Below are 16,923 nucleotides of genomic sequence, written 5' to 3'. Positions count from 1 at the left end.
ACTTATGCACCCAACTTTTGTCTCAGCGCGATCATCGTCAGCGCCGCGCGGGCGGCAAAGCCGCCCTTGTCCTTTTCCGAGCGGCGCGCGCGCACCCAGGCCTGATCGTCATTCTCGACGGTCAGGATGCCATTGCCGATCGCAAGCGATTCACTGACGGCCAGATCCATCAGCGCGCGCGAGGATTCGTTGGCAACGATGTCGAAATGATAGGTTTCGCCGCGAATGACCATGCCGAGAGCGACATAGCCGTCATATTGCGTGCCATCATTGTCCGCACCGTCGAGAGCCATGGCGATCGCAGCCGGAATTTCCAGCGCGCCCGGCACGGTGACGACATCATAGGTCGCGCCAGCCTCTTCGAGGGCGGTCTTGGCGCCGTCGAGCAGGGCATCGGCCATATCGTCGTAGAAGCGGGCTTCGACGATGAGGATATGGGCATTGGGAGAGCTGGACATATATCACCTGCGAATTGAGAGGGGGCGGCACCTTGCTAGGCCGGGTCAAACCACGGCGGGCCTCGCTTGGCAAGTGTTTTTCAATGGCCGCCGCCGATTCTAGCCCTATTTGGGGGCCATCGGAACAGCCATGGAAATTGTGGCTTCCGCGCACCCAACTGCTTCGATAATAATTCCGGACCTGGGAAGGGTGAGGCTCATGACGAAAAAATCCAGACCCGCCGTCAATGTCGGCGAACTTCAGTTGGATCATTGGCAACAGGGGAGCTTCTTCGCCGGCAGCGACACCTCCTTCGGTGCGTTGCTCGGCCTGAAAGACATCGGCATCAGCTACAACGAAGTGCCCCCCGGCAAATCGGGCTGTCCATTTCACAATCATCATGTCGAAGAGGAACTCTTCGTCATTCTCGACGGCGAAGGCGACTATCGCTTCGGCGATCAGCGCATCCCCGTCAGCAAAGGCGATGTGCTGGGCGCTCCGACCGGCGGCCCGGAGACTGCGCATCAATTGATCAATACCGGCCCCGCGGTGCTGATCTATCTCGCGATTTCGACCAAGGCGCAGACGGAAATCGTCGAATATCCGGACTCGGGCAAGTTCCTAGCGAAAACCTATCGGGGCGGCGAAGCGGCATTCCGGGTCATCGGCCGCGCCGCCAGCGTCGACGTGGACTACTGGGATGGCGAGCCCGGCGCATCGAACGACTGATCACACCCACGGAAATACATACCTGATAGCAAAGACATCATAACTACATGACCATGATTCCGACATTGACGACTGAACGACTTCTGCTCCGCGGCCACAGGCTGGACGATTTCGACGAATTCACAGCCATCTGGAAACAAAAGGACCTTGTCCGCTTTATCGGCGGTGAGTCGCCCACGCGCGAGCAGGTTTGGGCGCGCCTGCTGCGCTATGCCGGCATGTGGCATCATCTCGGCTTCGGCTTCTTTGCCGTGGAGGAGCGTGAAAGCGGCAGGCTCATCGGCGAGGTCGGCTTTCTCGATCTGCATCGCGATATGAGCCCGACGACGGAAGGCACGCTCGAAGCGGGCTGGAGCATCACGCCGCCGATGCAGGGCAAGGGCTATGCCACGGAAGCCGTGAGCGCGGCGATTGCATGGGCGGACAAACAGTTCGCAGGCCGGCGCATGACTTGCATCGTCGACCTGGAAAATGCGCCGTCCCTGCGCATCGCGGAAAAGGTCGGCTTCCGCCGGATCGGCGAAGTGAACTACAAGGACAAGCTCAACGCCATGTTCGAGCGATAGATGCGAAACCGATCGCCACTCCAGAAAGTGTAACGAAGATGGCTTCGCAGGAGCTCCTTTCGATCGAGGCCTACGACGCGGCTTTGTCGTCGTGGCTGCGCATCAGGTGGAGAAGTGCGGGCAGACGCTGGCGAACTTCTTTATGGAAAAGACATTGGCGCAAAACGACTGACTGGCGCGTCGGCCGATCGGTTGATGCCGACTGTGTCCGCAGTCCAGTGAGAGGTGCTCGTGGGCACCCCTACTCCGCTACTGCGTGACGTTCACCCTTCACGAGCGACCGGAAATTCAGCCAGCCGAGCGGCATAGCGCGCCATGGTATCGACTTCGAAATTGACGAAATCCCCCGCCTTGCGCTCGCCCCAGGTGGTGACTTCCAAGGTGTGGCGGATCAGCAGCACGTCGAAGTCGGTGCCGTCGACGGCGTTGACCGTGAGCGACGTGCCGTCGAGCGCAATAGACCCCTTGGGCGCGACGAACTTGGCAAGATGCGCCGGCGCGCGCAGGCGATAGCGGGTCGCATCGCCTTCCGCCGTCACGGAGAGAATTTCCGCCTTGCCGTCGACATGGCCGGAAACGATGTGGCCGCCGAGTTCGTCGCCGATCTTCAGCGAGCGCTCGAGATTGATCTTGGCTCCGGCTTCCCAGGTGCCGATGGTGGTCAGCCGCAGGGCTTCCTCCCAGGCTTCTACCTCGAACCAGCGTCCATTGCTGCCCTCCTGCGGCAATCCGGTGACCGTCAGGCAGACGCCGGCATGGGAAATCGAGGCGCCCATGTCGATCGTGGTCGGATCGTATTTGGTAGCAACGCGCAGCTTGATGCCTTCCTTGAGCGGAGAAACGGATTCGACCGTGCCGACATCGGTGACAATTCCGGTAAACATCAAAAACCTCTTTCGTATTCGTCGCAGCGATCGTCGCCGAACTGGCTCTCGCTGATATGCATGAAACTGGGTGGGATATTGGATTTGACGATAGGCGATTCAATACCGCCTTCGCCGATATCGGCCGGCCCCTGGAACAGCAGGATGCGGTCGACCAGATCAGCATCGAGGAAACGTCGCGCAGTCTTCGCGCCACCCTCGACCAGCAGGGAGGAAATCCCCCGCGTGCCCAAGGCTTCCAGCAACTCTCCCGGCTCGCCCGAATTAGACTGCAACACCTCGACGCCGGCGGCATCGAGAGCGGCACGGCGGCCTAAAAAGGCGCTGTCGGTATTCTCGTCGAAGGGTGGCGGATGGCCGGCAACGGCGATGACCGGATATTGCCGCGCCGTCCTCACCAACTTGCTGCCGAGCGGAAGCTGAAGGTCTTCATCGATGACGACGCGCAACGGCGAGCGGTCCTCAAGGCCGGGAAGCCGACAGGTCAATTCCGGATCGTCCGCTATCGCCGTGCCGATGCCGACGAGAATGGCGTCGCTTTCGGCACGCAGCATCTGCACCTGGGCGCGAGCGATATCGCCGGTGATGCGCACCTGCCCCTCGCCTGTCCTGCCGATCATTCCATCGGCGGAAATAGCAAGCTTCAGAGTTACATAGGGCCTGTTTCTCGTCTGGCGCATGAGGTATCCTGCCAGAGACCGCCTGCCCTCTTCCTCCAGAATGCCTGTATCGACTTCAATGCCGGCGTCGCGCAGCATCTTGATGCCGCGCCCGGAAACGCGCTGATCAGGATCCGTGACGCTGATCACGACGCGCGCGACGCCATAGGCGATCAGAGCCTCGGCGCAGGGTGGCGTCTTGCCATAATGCGAGCAGGGTTCGAGCGTCACATAGGCCGTGGCGCCCCTCGCCGCCTCGCCCGCCTCGGCCAGAGCCTGGGGCTCCGCATGGGGGCGGCCACCGACGGCCGTGACGCCACGGCCAATGACCACGCCGTCTTTGACGACAAGGCAGCCGACGGATGGGTTGGTGGAGGTCAGCCCGAGATGCGTGCGCGACAGGCGGATTGCCGCAGCCATGAAACGCTCGTCCTCGGACCGCTGCGTCATGTCAAGGATCCAGCGGATCGCGGGCGATCTTGGCGTTGATCTCGTTGATCACATGCTCGAAATCCTCGGCGTGCGAAAAATCGCGATAGACAGAGGCATAGCGCACGAAGGCGACGTCATCGAGGGTCTTCAGCGCCTCCAGCACCTGAAGGCCGATCTGTTCCGAGCTGATTTCCGTCTCACCGGAGCTTTCGAGGCGGCGAACGATGCCGGAAACGGCGCGTTCGATACGGTCACGGTCGACCGGACGCTTGCGCAGGGCGATCTCGAAGGACCGCACCAGCTTGTCGCGATCGAAGAGCACCTTGCGGCCGGTCTTCTTGATGACCATCAGCTCGCGGAGCTGCACGCGCTCGAACGTGGTGAAACGGCCGCCGCAATCGGGACAGATCCGCCGCCGGCGGATGGAGGTATTATCCTCCGCCGGGCGCGAATCCTTGACCTGGGTATCTTCCGTACCGCAATAGGGGCAGCGCATCCGCCCTCCTCAGCCCATATAGCCGTACATGGGGAAGCGGTCCGTGAGCTTGACCACCTTCTCGCGCACGGCGGCCTCGACGGCAGCATTGCCTTCATCCGAATTGGCAACCTTCAGTCCGTCGAGCACTTCGATGATCAGATTGCCGATTTCGCGGAATTCGGCTTCCTTGAAACCGCGCGTCGTGCCGGCCGGGGTGCCGAGACGGACGCCGGAGGTGACGAAAGGCTTTTCCGGATCGAATGGAATGCCGTTCTTGTTGCAGGTGACGTAAGCACGGCCAAGAGCGGCCTCGGCGCGCTTGCCGGTGGCATTCTTCTTGCGCAGGTCGACCAGCATCAGATGGTTGTCGGTGCCGCCGGAGACGACGTCGACGCCGCCGGAGATCAGCGTTTCGGCCAGCGCCTTGGCGTTCTTGACGATCTGCGCGGCATAATCCTGGAATTCCGGCTGCAGCGCTTCGCCGAGCGCCACGGCCTTGGCGGCGATGACATGCATCAGCGGGCCACCCTGCAGGCCGGGGAAGACGGCCGAATTGAACTTCTTGGCCAGATCCTCGTCATTGGTGAGGATCATGCCGCCGCGCGGGCCGCGAAGCGACTTGTGGGTCGTGGTCGTCGCAACGTGGCAATGCGGGAATGGCGACGGATGCTGGCCACCGGCAACGAGACCGGCGATATGGGCCATGTCGACCATCAGGTAGGCGCCGACGCTGTCGGCGATCTCGCGGAAGCGCTTCCAGTCCCAGATGCGGGAATAGGCGGTGCCGCCGGCGATGATCAGCTTTGGCCTGGTTTCCTCGGCCTTGCGTTGAACCGCTTCCATGTCGAGCAGGTTATCGCCTTCGCGCACGCCGTAGGAAACGACGTTGAACCACTTGCCGGACATGTTGACCGGCGAACCATGCGTCAGATGACCGCCCGAATTGAGGTCGAGACCCATGAAGGTGTCGCCGGGCTGCAGCAGCGCCAGGAACACGGCCTGGTTCATCTGCGAGCCGGAATTCGGCTGGACGTTGGCGAAGTTGACGCCGAACAGCTTCTTGGCGCGCTCGATGGCAAGCTCTTCGGCGATATCGACGAACTGGCAGCCGCCATAATAGCGCTTGCCCGGATAGCCTTCGGCATATTTGTTCGTCATGATCGAGCCCTGCGCTTCCAGCACGGCGCGGGAAACGATGTTTTCCGAGGCGATCAGTTCGATCTCATGCCGCTGGCGACCCAATTCCTTGCCGATCGCGCCAAAGATTTCCGGATCGGTATCGGCAAGCGAACGATTGAAGAAAGGTTCGGTGAACGGATTGGTCATCGTGAAAGCTCCTGAACGGGCCGGAACGGCAATGCAATTGGTATTAGCGTCAGGGTCGCGCGAGGGCAATACGATCAGCGACATTTGCTGGGCATTCTACGCTGAGGGGTGCCAGCCAATGAAAAAGCCGCATCCAAGGACGCGGCTTCGATCTCAATTGCGGTTGGAAGCCGATTATTGAACCGGCTGCTCCATGCCCTGGGTCGTTTCGAGCGCGAGCTCGGAATTGCCGTCGAGATTATAGATATCGTCGCGGAACTGGACGATACCGTCGGCAGCGCTCCACGCGGAGATATAGACGAAATAAACCGGCACTTCCGTCGCAAGCGTAATCGGCGTGTTGACGCGGGTGGAGATGACCTGCTCGATGTGCTGGCGCGGCCAGCCCGGCGTTTCGGTCAGCAGCCAGGTCGCCAGGTCGCGCACGTTCTGAACGCGCACACAGCCCGAGCTATCGAAACGCATCAGCTTGTTGAACAGGCCCTGCTCCGGCGTGTCGTGCATATATTCGTTGTTGGGGTTATGGAAGTTGATCTTCGTGGACGCCATGGCGTTGGTCTTGCCCGGGTCCTGACGGAACATCAGGTCCGGAGCCTTGTCCGAATTCCAGTCGATCGTCTCAGGCGCAACTTCCTGGCCCTTGCCGTCGAGAAGGCGGATATTGCTCCTCGTCAGGTAGGTCGGATCCTTCCGCATCAGCGGCATGATGTCCTTGATGATGATGGAGCGCGGCGCCGTCCAATAGGGGTTGAGGATGACCTCGTAGATCTTTGAATTGATGATGTGCGTCGGGCGCGATTCCCGGCCGACGATCGCTTCGTGACGCAGCGCCACCTGGCCATCCTGCACGGCTTCGACACGGGTTGCCGGGATGTTGACCATGACATGACGGCGACCGAGATCGGACGGGAACGTCTGGAGGCGAACGAGGTTGGTATTCAGCTGCTGCAGGCGGACATTGGCCGAGATGTTCATCGCCTTCAGCGTGAAATCGCCGAGGACGCCATCCGGCGGAAGACCGTGGCGGGCCTGGAAACGCTTGACGGCGCCGTCAACGTAGGAATCGAAGGATGAGGAAATACCCGCCTCGCGCGGCAAGTCTCCCGTGACCATGAGATGCTGGCGCAGCGACTGCACGGCGGGATCGGTGACGCCGAGCTGCATGGACTGCTGGCTCGTCGGATTGATCTGCGGCCAGCCGCCATTGGCAACGATGCTCTGATACCGGGCAATCGCCTGCTGGATGTTCGGTACGGAATCAGGGCCGAGGATTGGCGTGTTCGACTGGACGGCGGCTGCCGTGCGTGCCGCGGCCTTGGCGTCGAACTGGTCGTCCCAATTGCCGCGAGAACGGTCGTTGATCAGCGCCTCCAGCGGAGTCGCGTTTTGCGCAAGGGCCGGCGCAGCCAATGCGGCAGCGCCAAAAGTTACGGCCGACCGCAGGAAAGAGCGGCGCGAAAAGGGTTCAATTCCGTTTTTCTTCGACATATCCCAACCGTTCAGCGCTGCGATCCGATTATGCGCAGCCTAGAGAGGAAGCAGTAAATAGCGCGGCTTGCGCCAAGTAACGCAGCTCAGTATCGATCCGTTCCCGTAAAGCACCATCAAAAACTTCGACACGAACTATCACAATGTTGCGAAGCGAAGGCACAGGAAGATCGAGATTTGAGAACGCCGCTTGCCGTCGGTTTCCGCTGTCATAGCAATATGGCCAATTCGTGTCGCCCGGCATGAAACTTGCCTTGCCGTGCTGCCGCGACAGAAGAGTCATATTGCAATTGCTAAAATACCACAGTTATCCGCGGTTCATAACCTGTCCTGACCTGCCGTCAATGGTACAACCGCTTTGCACGGCACATGTAACAGAAGCTGAAGAGCGGTCGTGGCAAAAAGCGCACAATTAGGGGCCCACGACGCGTTCAAGCCGGACACGCAGGGAACGTGTCCAGCTTGTTTTACTGGAAGGTCTTACGGTTGATCCGTCGCCGTTACTTACAGGCGGTACATGATCGAGTCGTTCCAGAAGCGGTCGAGGCGCTGCAGGAGCTTGTTCATCTGGGTGAATTCGTCGGTGCCGATGCCGCCGACCTTGTCGATCGAGCCGATATGGCGCTCATAGAGCTTCGCAACGGTTTCGGCGATGTCCTGGCCCGTTTCCGTCAGGCTGATGCGGACCGAGCGACGGTCGATGCGCGAGCGCTGATGGTTGATGAAGCCGAGATCGACCAGCTTCTTGACGTTGTAGGAAACGTTGGAGCCGAGGTAGAAACCGCGCGAGCGCAGTTCGCCGGCCGTCAGTTCGGAATTGCCGATGTTGAAGAGGAGCAGCGCCTGGACGGCATTGACGTCGTCGCGACCCTGGCGGTCGAACTCGTCCTTGATCACATCGAGGAGACGACGGTGAAGGCGCTCCACCAGGTGAAGGGATTCCATGTACAGGCCCCGGATGTCATCAACCTGCTGATCCCGAGCATTCGAAACTGCCTGCGGCTTGATTTTCGTGTTCATCATGACTTGGCCTCACTCTGTTTTGTTTGGCGGTGTCGTTTTCTTCCCGCCTTGAGTGAGACCCTATCGAATACACATAAAATTCTACTTAAACTGCAGGCTTAACAGCATCTTACCGCGAAGTCTTGGTGTCTCAAGGTAAATCAACCATTACCTGCTGCTGCCGGCGACGCCGCTTCTCCTGCCACAAAAGGATGCGGAACAGGCAATAAAGCACGGCCACGCAGGCATGCAAGATCATGATCAGCGGATTGGATCCGAATATCTCCGGCCAGACGCCGTACATCAATCCCTGGCCGCCCGCGGCCAGCACCCAGATGACCGGACCCCAGGATACCGTCAGCCACAATCCGAGTGCCGCAACGGGGAAGACGACGGCAAGCCCGGCGCTGGCGACCTTCCACGGCAGATCGAGCAGATCGAAGCGCGCATGGCCACCAAGCGAATAGCCGACCAGCATCGCCCAATATTGCAGGCCGAGCCAGAAGCACGCGATCGCAATCAGCCGCAGGAACAGCACGAACAGAATGTCCGTCAGCGAATTCTTGGGTACGGTCGAAGAATCAGGTTCCATGCGCGAATAATACGTAGGAGGCATTCGCCTCGCCAGAGAGATCTTGGCTGCGGCCTTTCGCCGGGTTTTGAATCCTGGGGACAGCGTGATAGGTACGCTGCCTATACAATAAGGCCATAGATAGACGAAGAAGGACGGCGGCACCATGGAGAACAAGACGCACCTCGTTGATGAGATTACCGGGCATCGGCGCATGCGGCGCAACCGCAAGGCCGACTGGACCCGCCGCCTGGTGCAGGAAAACAGGCTCGCCGTCGACGATCTGATCTGGCCGATCTTTCTCATCCCCGGCACCGGCATCGTGGAGCCGATCCCCGCCATGCCAGGCGTCAATCGCATGACTGTGGACAAGGCGGTGGAAGCGGCGAAGGAGGCGGCCGACCTCGGCATTCCAGCGCTCGCCACCTTCCCGAACATCGAGATGGAACTGCGCGACGAAACAGGCTCGAACAGCCTCGAGAAGAACAATCTCATCAATCTTGCCAGCGCGGCGATCAAGAAGGCGGTGCCGAACATCGGCGTCATCACCGATGTCGCCCTCGACCCCTTCACCAGCCACGGCCATGACGGCATCCTGCGCGGCAACGAGATCGTCAACGACGAGACGGTCGAGCAGGTCGCGCGCGCGGCCGTCTATCAGGCGGATGCCGGCGCCGACATCATCGCGCCTTCGGAGATGATGGACGGGCGCATCGGCGCGATCCGCCAGGCTCTTGACGCCGCCGGCCATCAGAGCGTCGGCATCATGAGCTATGCGACAAAGTTCACCTCGGCCTTCTACGGCCCCTACCGCGAGGCGATCTCGACTGGCGGCCTGCTGAAGGGCGACAAGAAGACCTATTATATCGACCCGGCAAACGGCACCGAAGCCGTGCGGGACGCAGCACTCGACGTCGAGGAAGGCGCCGACATGCTGATGGTCAAGCCGGGCCTGCCCTATCTCGACATCTGTTGGCGGCTGAAGGAGGCATTCGGCCTTCCGACCTTCGCCTATCAGGTCTCCGGCGAATACGCGATGATCAAGGCGGCCGCCGCCAACGGCTGGATCGACGGTGACAAGGTGATGCTGGAAACCCTGCTCGCCTTCAAGCGCGCAGGCTGCGACGGCATCCTCACCTATTTCGCAATGGATGTGGCGAGGCATCTGGCAAAGAAATAGTTTCCAGCCATACGCCTGCCGCATGCTTATTGTATTTGCCGGACCTCATACCATATGTTCGGCAAATGTTTCTCTACTGCGCCGCGCGTCCTGGCGGACGCGCAAAGGTCGCGGTAGATTCTTTAATCTGCGCATAAGCCTTTCCTTAAATCTGGACGATCGAAGGAGTTATGCGCGAAGGAGGAAAAGTGATGAGCCTGAACCCTAGCCCGCTTTATGCAGCACCGGACGACTGGCGCGCTTATAGTGGCGTGCTGAGCCGGCGCATCTTCGCCTTCATCGTCGACTATGTCATCGTCGCTCTGCTCTGCATCCCGGCGGCCGTGGTGCTGTTCTTCGTGTCGATCCTGACGTTTGGGCTCGGCTTCTTCCTTTATCCGGCGCTCTTCATCATCGTTGCCGGCCTCTATTTCGGCTGGACGCTTGGTGGGCCTTATCAGGCTTCGCTCGGCATGCGCGCGATGGGCCTGACGATGGTGCGCGTCGATGGCCGGCGGATGGATTTCCTGACCGCGATCGTCCATCTGGCGCTGTTCTGGATACTCAATTCCGTCCTGACGCCGCTTATTCTGCTGGCGGGCCTCTTCACCGATCGCAGCCGCCTGGTGCATGACCTGTTGCTCGGCACGGTCATCGCCCGTACGGCATAAAACGGGGCGCCAGCCGCAACATAGGATTCGATCCCTGCGGAGCCTGTTGGCCCGCAGAAACACGCTTTTACGCATGGTCAATTAGGAAACTGTGTTCTTTACCAAAGGACGTAGTTGACGTTTTCTAAACTTGGGCCATGCTTGTAAAAAACCGGTGCCGGTAAAAGGGGCAATCAACGGCAGATGAATACGCAGTCGACGCCATCTCCGCAGTTTTACCTGACGGCACCCGCTGCCTGTCCGTATTTGCCGCACGAGATGGAACGCAAGGTCTTCACACACCTTGTCGGCCCGCGCGCTGCCGAGATGAACGATATTCTGACCCAAGGCGGCTTCCGCCGTTCCCAGAACATCGCCTATCGCCCCGCCTGCGAAGCCTGCCGAGCCTGCATATCGGTGCGCATTCTCGCCCAGGAATTCGAAGCAAGCCGCTCGATGAAGCGGGTGCTGTCCACGAATAGCGATGTCATCGCCACCGAATTTCCGGCACAGCCCTCGAGCGAGCAATATTCCCTCTTCCGCCGTTATCTCGACTATCGCCATCAGCAGGGCGGCATGTCCGACATGACCGTGCTGGACTATGCCATCATGGTCGAGGACACGCACGTCAACACCCGCATCATCGAATATCGCCGGCGCGAAGAAGGCTCGGGCCTGGAGCAACGCCCGAAAGGCGAGCTATTGGCGGCGGCGTTGACCGACGTGATGAGCGACGGGCTGTCGATGGTCTATTCCTACTTCAATCCCGATCACGACCAGCGGTCGCTCGGGACCTTCATGATCCTCGATCATATCAAGCGGGCCAGGGCGCTCGGGCTGCCGCATGTCTATCTCGGCTATTGGGTCAAGGGCTCCCGCAAGATGGACTACAAGACACGTTTCCAACCTCAGGAACATCTGACGCCGCGCGGCTGGGAGCGTTTCGATCCTGCCACGAACGCCGACGACGGCAGCATCCGCTGAATGTTCTCCAATCTCTCCGATCACAGGAAGGGCCTGTTGCTGACCACGTTCGGCGGTTTGGCCTTGTCGATGGACATACCGTTGATCCGCCTTTCCAGTGGTGACGTGTGGTCGGTGCTGTCAGCACGCAGCCTGGCAACGATCGTCGTGGCACTGACCGTCCTTGTGATCATCCGACGCGTTACCGGCTCGTTGCGAAGTGTGCTGCCGGGCTGGCTCGGGCTTCCCGTCGGCCTCTTCTACGGCCTGACGACCATCACCTTTCTTCTCGCCGTCTATTACACGACGGCGGCGAATGTCGTGTTCATCATCGCGCTCAATCCGATGTTCACGGCGCTTCTTTCGTGGATCTTCCTCAAGGAGCGCCCGGCCCTTTCGACTTTCGTCACCATGGCCGTCATGCTCCTGGGCGTCGGCCTGATCGTCGGAGACGGCATGGAGGGCGGTCATCTGCTGGGCGATGCGCTTTCCGTGCTGGCGTCTTTCTCCATCGCCTGCGCCATTACCATCGGCCGCGCCTCGCGGCGCGATATGGGCTTCGCATCGCTGCTATCGGCTATCATTCCGGCCGCAGCCGGGCTTTATCATCTCGTTCCCTCAGGCTTTTCCATCGACCAACCCGGCTGGATTCTTCTCGACGGCGCAGTGCTGATGCCCCTCTCCTTCTGGTGCCTTGCGACAGGCACGCGCTTTCTTTCAGCGCCGGAAGTAGCGATGTTCTATCTGCTGGAAACGATCCTGGCGCCGATCTGGGTCTGGCTGATCTTTGCCGAAGCGCCGACCAACATGGCTCTGGCCGGCGGGGCCATACTGATCCTCGCACTCGGCGCCCATTCGCTTTGGCAGGCGCGGGTCAGGACCCGAGCGGCGATCGCCGGATGATGCGCTCAGGTTGATATCCCCGCTCGCTCCTCACCTCTACAGTTTCGTCTTTGTGGTGGCCGCCGGAGAGATTGATGAAGAAGGCGCGACGCGTTTCCTACGTGACGTCTGCATCCCCTATACCGATTGATCCCTGACGCACCACCCGGCCCTTCGCTAGGGCTCAAGGCGTTCGTCGCTGCAATCGACCCACCGGGTCGATTGCTCGGGCTTCGCCCGATCGCTGCTCACCCTGAAAACTTACCGCTTCTAGGGAAGCCCTTCGGTACGGCCCTGCCGGCGCCGGCGCGATCGCCCAGCCATTCCGCCAGATCGTCCCTGGTCTTGGTGAAGGTCCGGCCGGCACTGTCTTCCCATGTCAGCCCGTCCGCAATGGCAAAGCACCTGATGTCAGCGACGCCGCCATCCTTGTAGCGCTGCAGACGCACGCCCTTGCCGCGCGACATTTCGGGCACCTGCGACAGCGGGAAGATGACCATCTTGCGGTTCTCGCCGACCACCGCGGCGTGATCACCGGAGATCGAAACCAGAAGCTTCGTCTCGTCCGGATAGGACACGTTCATGATCTGCTTGCCCTTGCGGGTATTGGCGACCAGTTCCGCCTCGGGCACGATGAAGCCGTTGCCTGAGGTCGAGGCGATCAGTTGCTTGCGCTGCGGCTCGTGGACGAAGGCCGTCAGCACGTCCTGATCGTTCTCCATGTCGACCATGATGCGCAGCGGCTCGCCATGGCCGCGGCCGCCGGGCAGCTTGTCGCCGCCGAGCGTATAGGCCTTGCCGCCCGTCGTGATGATCAGGATCTTATCCGTCGTCTGCGCCGGGAAGGCAACCTTCAGCCCATCGCCCTCCTTGAAAGTGAGCGACGACGTATCGGAAATGTGGCCCTTCAGGGCGCGGATCCAGCCCTTTTCCGAGACGACGACGGTAATCGGTTCTTTCTCGATCATCGCCTGCTGGATCGCGGCGTCGTCGGCCTCGGGCGCCTCAGCGAACTGCGTGCGGCGACGACCGATCTCGGTTGCCTTGGCGAATTTCTTCTTCACCTCGCCGATTTCCCAGGCGACCGTCTGCCACTGCTTCTCTTCCGAGGCGAGCAGCGATTCTATATCGGTCTTTTCCTTGGTCAGGCCGTCGAACTCCTTGCGGATCTCGAATTCTTCCAGCTTGCGCAGGGAGCGCAGCCGCATGTTGAGGATCGCCTCGACCTGATTGTCCGTGAGCCCGAACCGCTCCATCATCACAGGCTTCGGCTCATCCTCCTCGCGGATGATGGCGATGACCTCGTCGATGTTGAGGTAGGCGATCAGGAAGCCACCGAGGATTTCGAGCCGCTTTTCGATGGCGGCGAGCCGGAAGCGCGACCGACGCAGCAATACCTCGCGGCGATGGTCGAGCCACTCCTTCAGCACCTCGTTCAGTGCCATGACCTTCGGGATGCGGCCCATGGACAGGACGTTCATGTTGAGCGGGAAGCGGCTCTCCAGCTCCGTCAGCTTGAACATCGATTCCATCAGGATCGTCGCATCGACGGTGCGGCTCTTCGGTATCAGGACGACGCGGATGTCCTCGGCGGATTCATCGCGAATGTCTTCCAGAAGCGGCAGCTTGCGTGCCAGCAGCAGCTCGGCGATCTTCTCGATCAGCCGTGACTTCTGCACCTGGAACGGAATTTCCGTAACGACAATCTGGTAGCCACCGCGGCCGAGATCCTCGATCTCCCATTTTGCGCGGACGCGAAATCCCCCGCGGCCCGTCCTGTAGCTTTCGATGATGCTCCGGCGATCGTCGATAATGATGCCGCCCGTCGGAAAGTCCGGGCCGGGAATATACAGCTCCACCAGTTTCTCGACGGTGGCTTCGCGGTCCTTGATCAGATGCAATGCCGCGTCGCAAAGCTCATGGGCGTTGTGCGACGGAATGGAGGTCGCCATGCCGACGGCGATGCCGGAAGAGCCGTTGGCGAGCAGATTGGGGAAAGCACCCGGCAGAACGACGGGTTCGGAATTCGACTCGTCGTAGGTATCGCGGAAATCGACCGCATCCTGGTCGATGCCTTCGAGCAACAGCTCGGACACCGCCGTCATCTTGGATTCGGTATAACGCATCGCGGCCGGGCTATCGCCGTCGATATTGCCGAAATTGCCCTGGCCGTTGACCAGCGTATAGCGCTGCGAGAAATCCTGCGCCAGACGGGCCAATGCGTCATAGATCGATTGGTCGCCATGCGGGTGATAGTTACCCATCACCTCGCCGACGATCTTGGCGCATTTGCGGAAGGCCGAATTGGGACGCAATCCCATTTCGCTCATCGCATAGACGATGCGGCGGTGCACCGGCTTCAGGCCGTCGCGCACGTCCGGAAGTGCACGGTGCATGATCGTCGACAAGGCATAAGCCAGGTAGCGCTCTTCGAGCGCGGCCTTCAGGTCGACCGGAAGGATGCTGTCGTCATCGCCGCCACCAGGCGGTAAAAGATTTTGTCCCATGATCCTTGACTATCGAAAATACCGATTCCCGGCAAGAAATCCGCTGAAAGCACCTGTGGATGAAGCCCGTTCAACGCGGGTTGCGATGCCGAAACAGACATATTTTTGCTGCACTCGCTCGCAACCTCATTGTCATTGGAATTTTGGAAAAAGAACAATATAAAACACCGCGGTACACGCTCAATCTGTACGCCCCGCCTACAACACCACCGGCTCAAAGAGGAAACGCCATCATGACTTTCTATCGGACAACGCGGCTGATGCTGTGCAGCGCCGCAATCTTGTCTATCGCCAGCTCGGCCTTTGCGCTTGATGGCAACGACCTCCTGAAGAAGATCAACGATGTCTACGGACAGCAAGGCGGCTCGATTGCCGCTAATGGCGTCGACATCGACGGCACCACCGTGACGCTGAAAGGTGCCAGCTTCAAGGCAGCGGGGATGCAGGACAGCATTCCGCTGGGCGACATCACCATGAGCGACGTTGAGGAAGAAGACGGCGGCTACACGATCGGCGAAGTCGCCTTTCCGGATGTTGATATCGATAAGGACGGTGTCGCCATCGCCGCCGCCGATCTCACACTGAGCGGTGTCGAAGTACCGGCCGACGCAACCAAGGGCGATCTCGGCTCGCTGCTGTTCTACAAGAGTGCGCATGCCGGCACCTTGTCCGTCACCAAGGACGGCGCCGAGGTGTTCTCGATCGAGAACGCCGACGCGACGATGACCAAGCGCGACGACAAGTCGGGCCTCGACTTCGATGCCAAGATCAACGGCGTCAAGGCCGACCTCAGCAAGGTCGACGACCCGAAGGCCAAGGATGCGATCGCCGCGCTCAACCTGCAGGAGATCAATGGCGCGATCGCCATGAAGGGCAGCTGGGCGATCGGGCCAGGCACGATCGACATCACCGAATATTCCTTCGATTTCAAGGATATCGGCAAGCTCAACCTGGCCTTCAGCATTTCCGGCTACACGCCTGCCTTCGCCAAGTCGATGCAGGATGCGCTAAAGACGGTACGTGCCAATCCGAACCAGCAGGAAGCGCAGCAGTCGGCGGGTCTCGCCATGCTGGGCCTTCTCCAGCAGCTGACCTTCAACAGCGCCCAGATCCGCTTCGACGACGCGTCGATCACCGCTCGCGCACTCGATTTCGCCGGCAAGCAGCAGGGCGTCACCGGCAAGCAGCTGGCCGATACGCTGAAGGCGATGACGCCGATCATGATGGCGCAGCTCAACGTTCCGGAACTGCAGAACGCCGTGTCTACGGCTGTCAGCGCCTATCTCGACAATCCGAAGAGCCTGACGGTTACCGCCGCTCCGGGCAAGCCGGTTCCGGTGCCGATGATCATCGGTGCCGCCATGGGCGCCCCGCAGTCGATCCCGCAGGTCATCGGCCTCAAGGTTTCGTCGAACGATTGATCGGCCTTTCATCTGGCAATTCAGGAACCCGGCGATCTCTGTCGCCGGTTTTTTTCGTCTTCAACGATCGGCCGGTTGCTGAAGCTGATATTTTCGAAGCTCACTGGTCGCATGCCCGATCAGGGCGAGCAGTTCGTCCGTAGTGGCGCCATCCCGCGCCTGAACGGACATGCCCTGCACGATCGCTCCCAGAAAACGCGCAAGCGAGCGCGCATTGGTATCCGCCCGCATATCGCCCTCCGCCATGCCGCGTTCGATCCTCGTCGTGAACACATCCAGCGTCTGCCGGCGCATCGACGAGACATGATGGGCGATCGGCTCGTTCTCCTCGGCACAGTTCAGCACCGCCGTCGAGATCATGCAGCCTTTCGGATGTTCCGGCGCCGTGAAGATCTTTGCAGAATTCGTGAGGAAGCGCTCGAAAGCGCTCACCGTATCCACGTTCGCCTCAAATGGATTGCCGGGTTCAGGCCGGGGCATGCGCCGATACTGCTCGAGCGTCTCGCGATAAAGCTCTGCCTTCGAGCCGAAGGCCGCGTAGAGGCTTTGCGGCGTAATCCGCATCGCGGCTGTCAGATCCGCGATGGAGGAGCCATCGTAGCCGTGCTGCCAAAATGTATCGCGCGCAGCGGCAAGAACCGTTTCGCGATCGAAGGCGGGCGGGCGACCGCGCTTGCGCGATGAAGAATTTTCCGTCTCTTTTCTATTTTTCACAATGGTCACTCTAGAATTATTTCCCGATCTGGTTTATTCAGGAATGGTCATTGT

The 16,923-nt window shown here is 60.3% G+C and carries 17 protein-coding genes and 1 pseudogene; 8 read left to right on the top strand and 10 right to left on the bottom strand.

Annotated elements, in window-relative coordinates:
• Positions 1-2 precede the first annotated feature (2 nt).
• Entirely contained in the window at positions 3-458 is a 456-nt protein-coding gene (locus FHT29_RS20995) for a 6,7-dimethyl-8-ribityllumazine synthase (RefSeq protein WP_037194107.1), read from the bottom strand.
• A 199-nt stretch (positions 459-657) separates the two neighbouring features.
• On the opposite strand from FHT29_RS20995, the gene FHT29_RS20990 reads away from it, so the two are divergent.
• Positions 658-1,167, top strand: coding sequence for a cupin domain-containing protein (locus tag FHT29_RS20990; RefSeq protein WP_047552970.1), 510 nt, complete (start codon positions 658-660; stop codon positions 1,165-1,167).
• A 47-nt stretch (positions 1,168-1,214) separates the two neighbouring features.
• Entirely contained in the window at positions 1,215-1,733 is a 519-nt protein-coding gene (locus FHT29_RS20985; RefSeq protein ID WP_037194103.1) for a GNAT family N-acetyltransferase, read from the top strand.
• A 263-nt stretch (positions 1,734-1,996) separates the two neighbouring features.
• Here FHT29_RS20985 and FHT29_RS20980 read toward each other — a convergent pair whose 3' ends face one another.
• From FHT29_RS20980 to FHT29_RS20950, 7 genes are all read right to left on the bottom strand, one after another.
• Positions 1,997-2,617, bottom strand: coding sequence for a riboflavin synthase (locus FHT29_RS20980; protein WP_037194097.1), 621 nt, complete (start codon positions 2,615-2,617; stop codon positions 1,997-1,999).
• Positions 2,617-3,726 carry a bifunctional diaminohydroxyphosphoribosylaminopyrimidine deaminase/5-amino-6-(5-phosphoribosylamino)uracil reductase RibD gene (gene ribD / locus FHT29_RS20975; protein WP_047552967.1) on the bottom strand — a complete coding sequence of 370 codons (1,110 nt, stop codon included), beginning with the start codon at positions 3,724-3,726 and terminating at the stop codon, positions 2,617-2,619. Before ribD ends, FHT29_RS20980 begins: the two co-directional genes overlap by 1 nt.
• A 1-nt stretch (position 3,727) precedes the next feature.
• Positions 3,728-4,204 carry a transcriptional regulator NrdR gene (nrdR, locus tag FHT29_RS20970; RefSeq protein ID WP_034487306.1) on the bottom strand — a complete coding sequence of 159 codons (477 nt, stop codon included), beginning with the start codon at positions 4,202-4,204 and terminating at the stop codon, positions 3,728-3,730.
• 9 nt (positions 4,205-4,213) lie between these two features.
• Positions 4,214-5,512 (bottom strand): serine hydroxymethyltransferase, encoded by a 1,299-nt coding sequence (gene glyA / locus FHT29_RS20965; protein ID WP_037194091.1) that lies wholly within the window; start codon positions 5,510-5,512, stop codon positions 4,214-4,216.
• Positions 5,513-5,686: 174 nt separating this feature from the next.
• The gene (locus FHT29_RS20960) at positions 5,687-7,000 is read right to left on the bottom strand and encodes a L,D-transpeptidase family protein (RefSeq protein ID WP_047552963.1); all 1,314 of its coding nucleotides are present in this window, start codon (positions 6,998-7,000) and stop codon (positions 5,687-5,689) included.
• A 504-nt stretch (positions 7,001-7,504) separates the two neighbouring features.
• Positions 7,505-8,020: a MarR family winged helix-turn-helix transcriptional regulator gene (locus FHT29_RS20955; protein WP_037194421.1), complete on the bottom strand. Its 516-nt coding sequence runs from the start codon at positions 8,018-8,020 to the stop codon at positions 7,505-7,507.
• Between the two features lie 133 nt (positions 8,021-8,153).
• Positions 8,154-8,594: a DUF6163 family protein gene (locus tag FHT29_RS20950; protein ID WP_037194086.1), complete on the bottom strand. Its 441-nt coding sequence runs from the start codon at positions 8,592-8,594 to the stop codon at positions 8,154-8,156.
• 145 nt (positions 8,595-8,739) lie between these two features.
• Between FHT29_RS20950 and hemB the strand changes: the two genes are divergently transcribed.
• The 5 genes and pseudogenes from hemB to FHT29_RS34530 form a co-directional block, all read left to right on the top strand.
• Entirely contained in the window at positions 8,740-9,753 is a 1,014-nt protein-coding gene (hemB, locus tag FHT29_RS20945) for a porphobilinogen synthase (RefSeq protein WP_037194084.1), read from the top strand.
• Between the two features lie 191 nt (positions 9,754-9,944).
• Positions 9,945-10,403, top strand: coding sequence for an RDD family protein (locus FHT29_RS20940; RefSeq protein ID WP_037194080.1), 459 nt, complete (start codon positions 9,945-9,947; stop codon positions 10,401-10,403).
• Between the two features lie 183 nt (positions 10,404-10,586).
• Entirely contained in the window at positions 10,587-11,366 is a 780-nt protein-coding gene (locus FHT29_RS20935; RefSeq protein ID WP_047552959.1) for an arginyltransferase, read from the top strand.
• Positions 11,367-12,248 (top strand): DMT family transporter, encoded by an 882-nt coding sequence (locus tag FHT29_RS20930; protein WP_047552957.1) that lies wholly within the window; start codon positions 11,367-11,369, stop codon positions 12,246-12,248.
• Between the two features lie 31 nt (positions 12,249-12,279).
• Positions 12,280-12,378: pseudogene (locus tag FHT29_RS34530) on the top strand (type II toxin-antitoxin system death-on-curing family toxin); the annotation flags it as partial.
• A 97-nt stretch (positions 12,379-12,475) separates the two neighbouring features.
• Here the strand turns inward: FHT29_RS34530 and parC are convergent.
• Positions 12,476-14,734, bottom strand: a complete 2,259-nt coding sequence (parC, locus tag FHT29_RS20920; protein WP_047552954.1) for a DNA topoisomerase IV subunit A — start codon at positions 14,732-14,734, stop codon at positions 12,476-12,478.
• Positions 14,735-14,967: 233 nt separating this feature from the next.
• Between parC and FHT29_RS20915 the strand changes: the two genes are divergently transcribed.
• Entirely contained in the window at positions 14,968-16,155 is a 1,188-nt protein-coding gene (locus tag FHT29_RS20915; RefSeq protein ID WP_037194071.1) for a hypothetical protein, read from the top strand.
• A 60-nt stretch (positions 16,156-16,215) separates the two neighbouring features.
• On the opposite strand, the gene FHT29_RS20910 is transcribed toward FHT29_RS20915, so the two are convergent.
• Entirely contained in the window at positions 16,216-16,878 is a 663-nt protein-coding gene (locus FHT29_RS20910) for a TetR/AcrR family transcriptional regulator (RefSeq protein ID WP_173410617.1), read from the bottom strand.
• Between the last annotated feature and the right edge of the window lie 45 nt (positions 16,879-16,923).

Source organism: Rhizobium sp. SG741, assembly GCF_012275435.1.
Taxonomy (GTDB): domain Bacteria; phylum Pseudomonadota; class Alphaproteobacteria; order Rhizobiales; family Rhizobiaceae; genus Rhizobium; species Rhizobium lusitanum.
The sequence above is the reverse complement of the archived record's forward strand: the minus strand, read 5'-3'. Positions and strand labels throughout refer to the sequence as shown.

Excerpts from the sequence above, each read along its gene's own strand:
- FHT29_RS20995 (WP_037194107.1), bottom strand. The coding sequence starts at position 458 with ATGTCCAGCTCTCCCAATGCCCATATCCTCATCGTCGAAGCCCGCTTC.
- FHT29_RS20990 (WP_047552970.1), top strand. The coding sequence starts at position 658 with ATGACGAAAAAATCCAGACCCGCCGTCAATGTCGGCGAACTTCAGTTG.
- FHT29_RS20985 (WP_037194103.1), top strand. The coding sequence starts at position 1,215 with ATGACCATGATTCCGACATTGACGACTGAACGACTTCTGCTCCGCGGC.
- FHT29_RS20980 (WP_037194097.1), bottom strand. The coding sequence starts at position 2,617 with ATGTTTACCGGAATTGTCACCGATGTCGGCACGGTCGAATCCGTTTCT.
- ribD (WP_047552967.1), bottom strand. The coding sequence starts at position 3,726 with ATGACGCAGCGGTCCGAGGACGAGCGTTTCATGGCTGCGGCAATCCGC.
- nrdR (WP_034487306.1), bottom strand. The coding sequence starts at position 4,204 with ATGCGCTGCCCCTATTGCGGTACGGAAGATACCCAGGTCAAGGATTCG.
- glyA (WP_037194091.1), bottom strand. The coding sequence starts at position 5,512 with ATGACCAATCCGTTCACCGAACCTTTCTTCAATCGTTCGCTTGCCGAT.
- FHT29_RS20960 (WP_047552963.1), bottom strand. The coding sequence starts at position 7,000 with ATGTCGAAGAAAAACGGAATTGAACCCTTTTCGCGCCGCTCTTTCCTG.
- FHT29_RS20955 (WP_037194421.1), bottom strand. The coding sequence starts at position 8,020 with ATGAACACGAAAATCAAGCCGCAGGCAGTTTCGAATGCTCGGGATCAG.
- FHT29_RS20950 (WP_037194086.1), bottom strand. The coding sequence starts at position 8,594 with ATGGAACCTGATTCTTCGACCGTACCCAAGAATTCGCTGACGGACATT.
- hemB (WP_037194084.1), top strand. The coding sequence starts at position 8,740 with ATGGAGAACAAGACGCACCTCGTTGATGAGATTACCGGGCATCGGCGC.
- FHT29_RS20940 (WP_037194080.1), top strand. The coding sequence starts at position 9,945 with ATGAGCCTGAACCCTAGCCCGCTTTATGCAGCACCGGACGACTGGCGC.
- FHT29_RS20935 (WP_047552959.1), top strand. The coding sequence starts at position 10,587 with ATGAATACGCAGTCGACGCCATCTCCGCAGTTTTACCTGACGGCACCC.
- FHT29_RS20930 (WP_047552957.1), top strand. The coding sequence starts at position 11,367 with ATGTTCTCCAATCTCTCCGATCACAGGAAGGGCCTGTTGCTGACCACG.
- parC (WP_047552954.1), bottom strand. The coding sequence starts at position 14,734 with ATGGGACAAAATCTTTTACCGCCTGGTGGCGGCGATGACGACAGCATC.
- FHT29_RS20915 (WP_037194071.1), top strand. The coding sequence starts at position 14,968 with ATGACTTTCTATCGGACAACGCGGCTGATGCTGTGCAGCGCCGCAATC.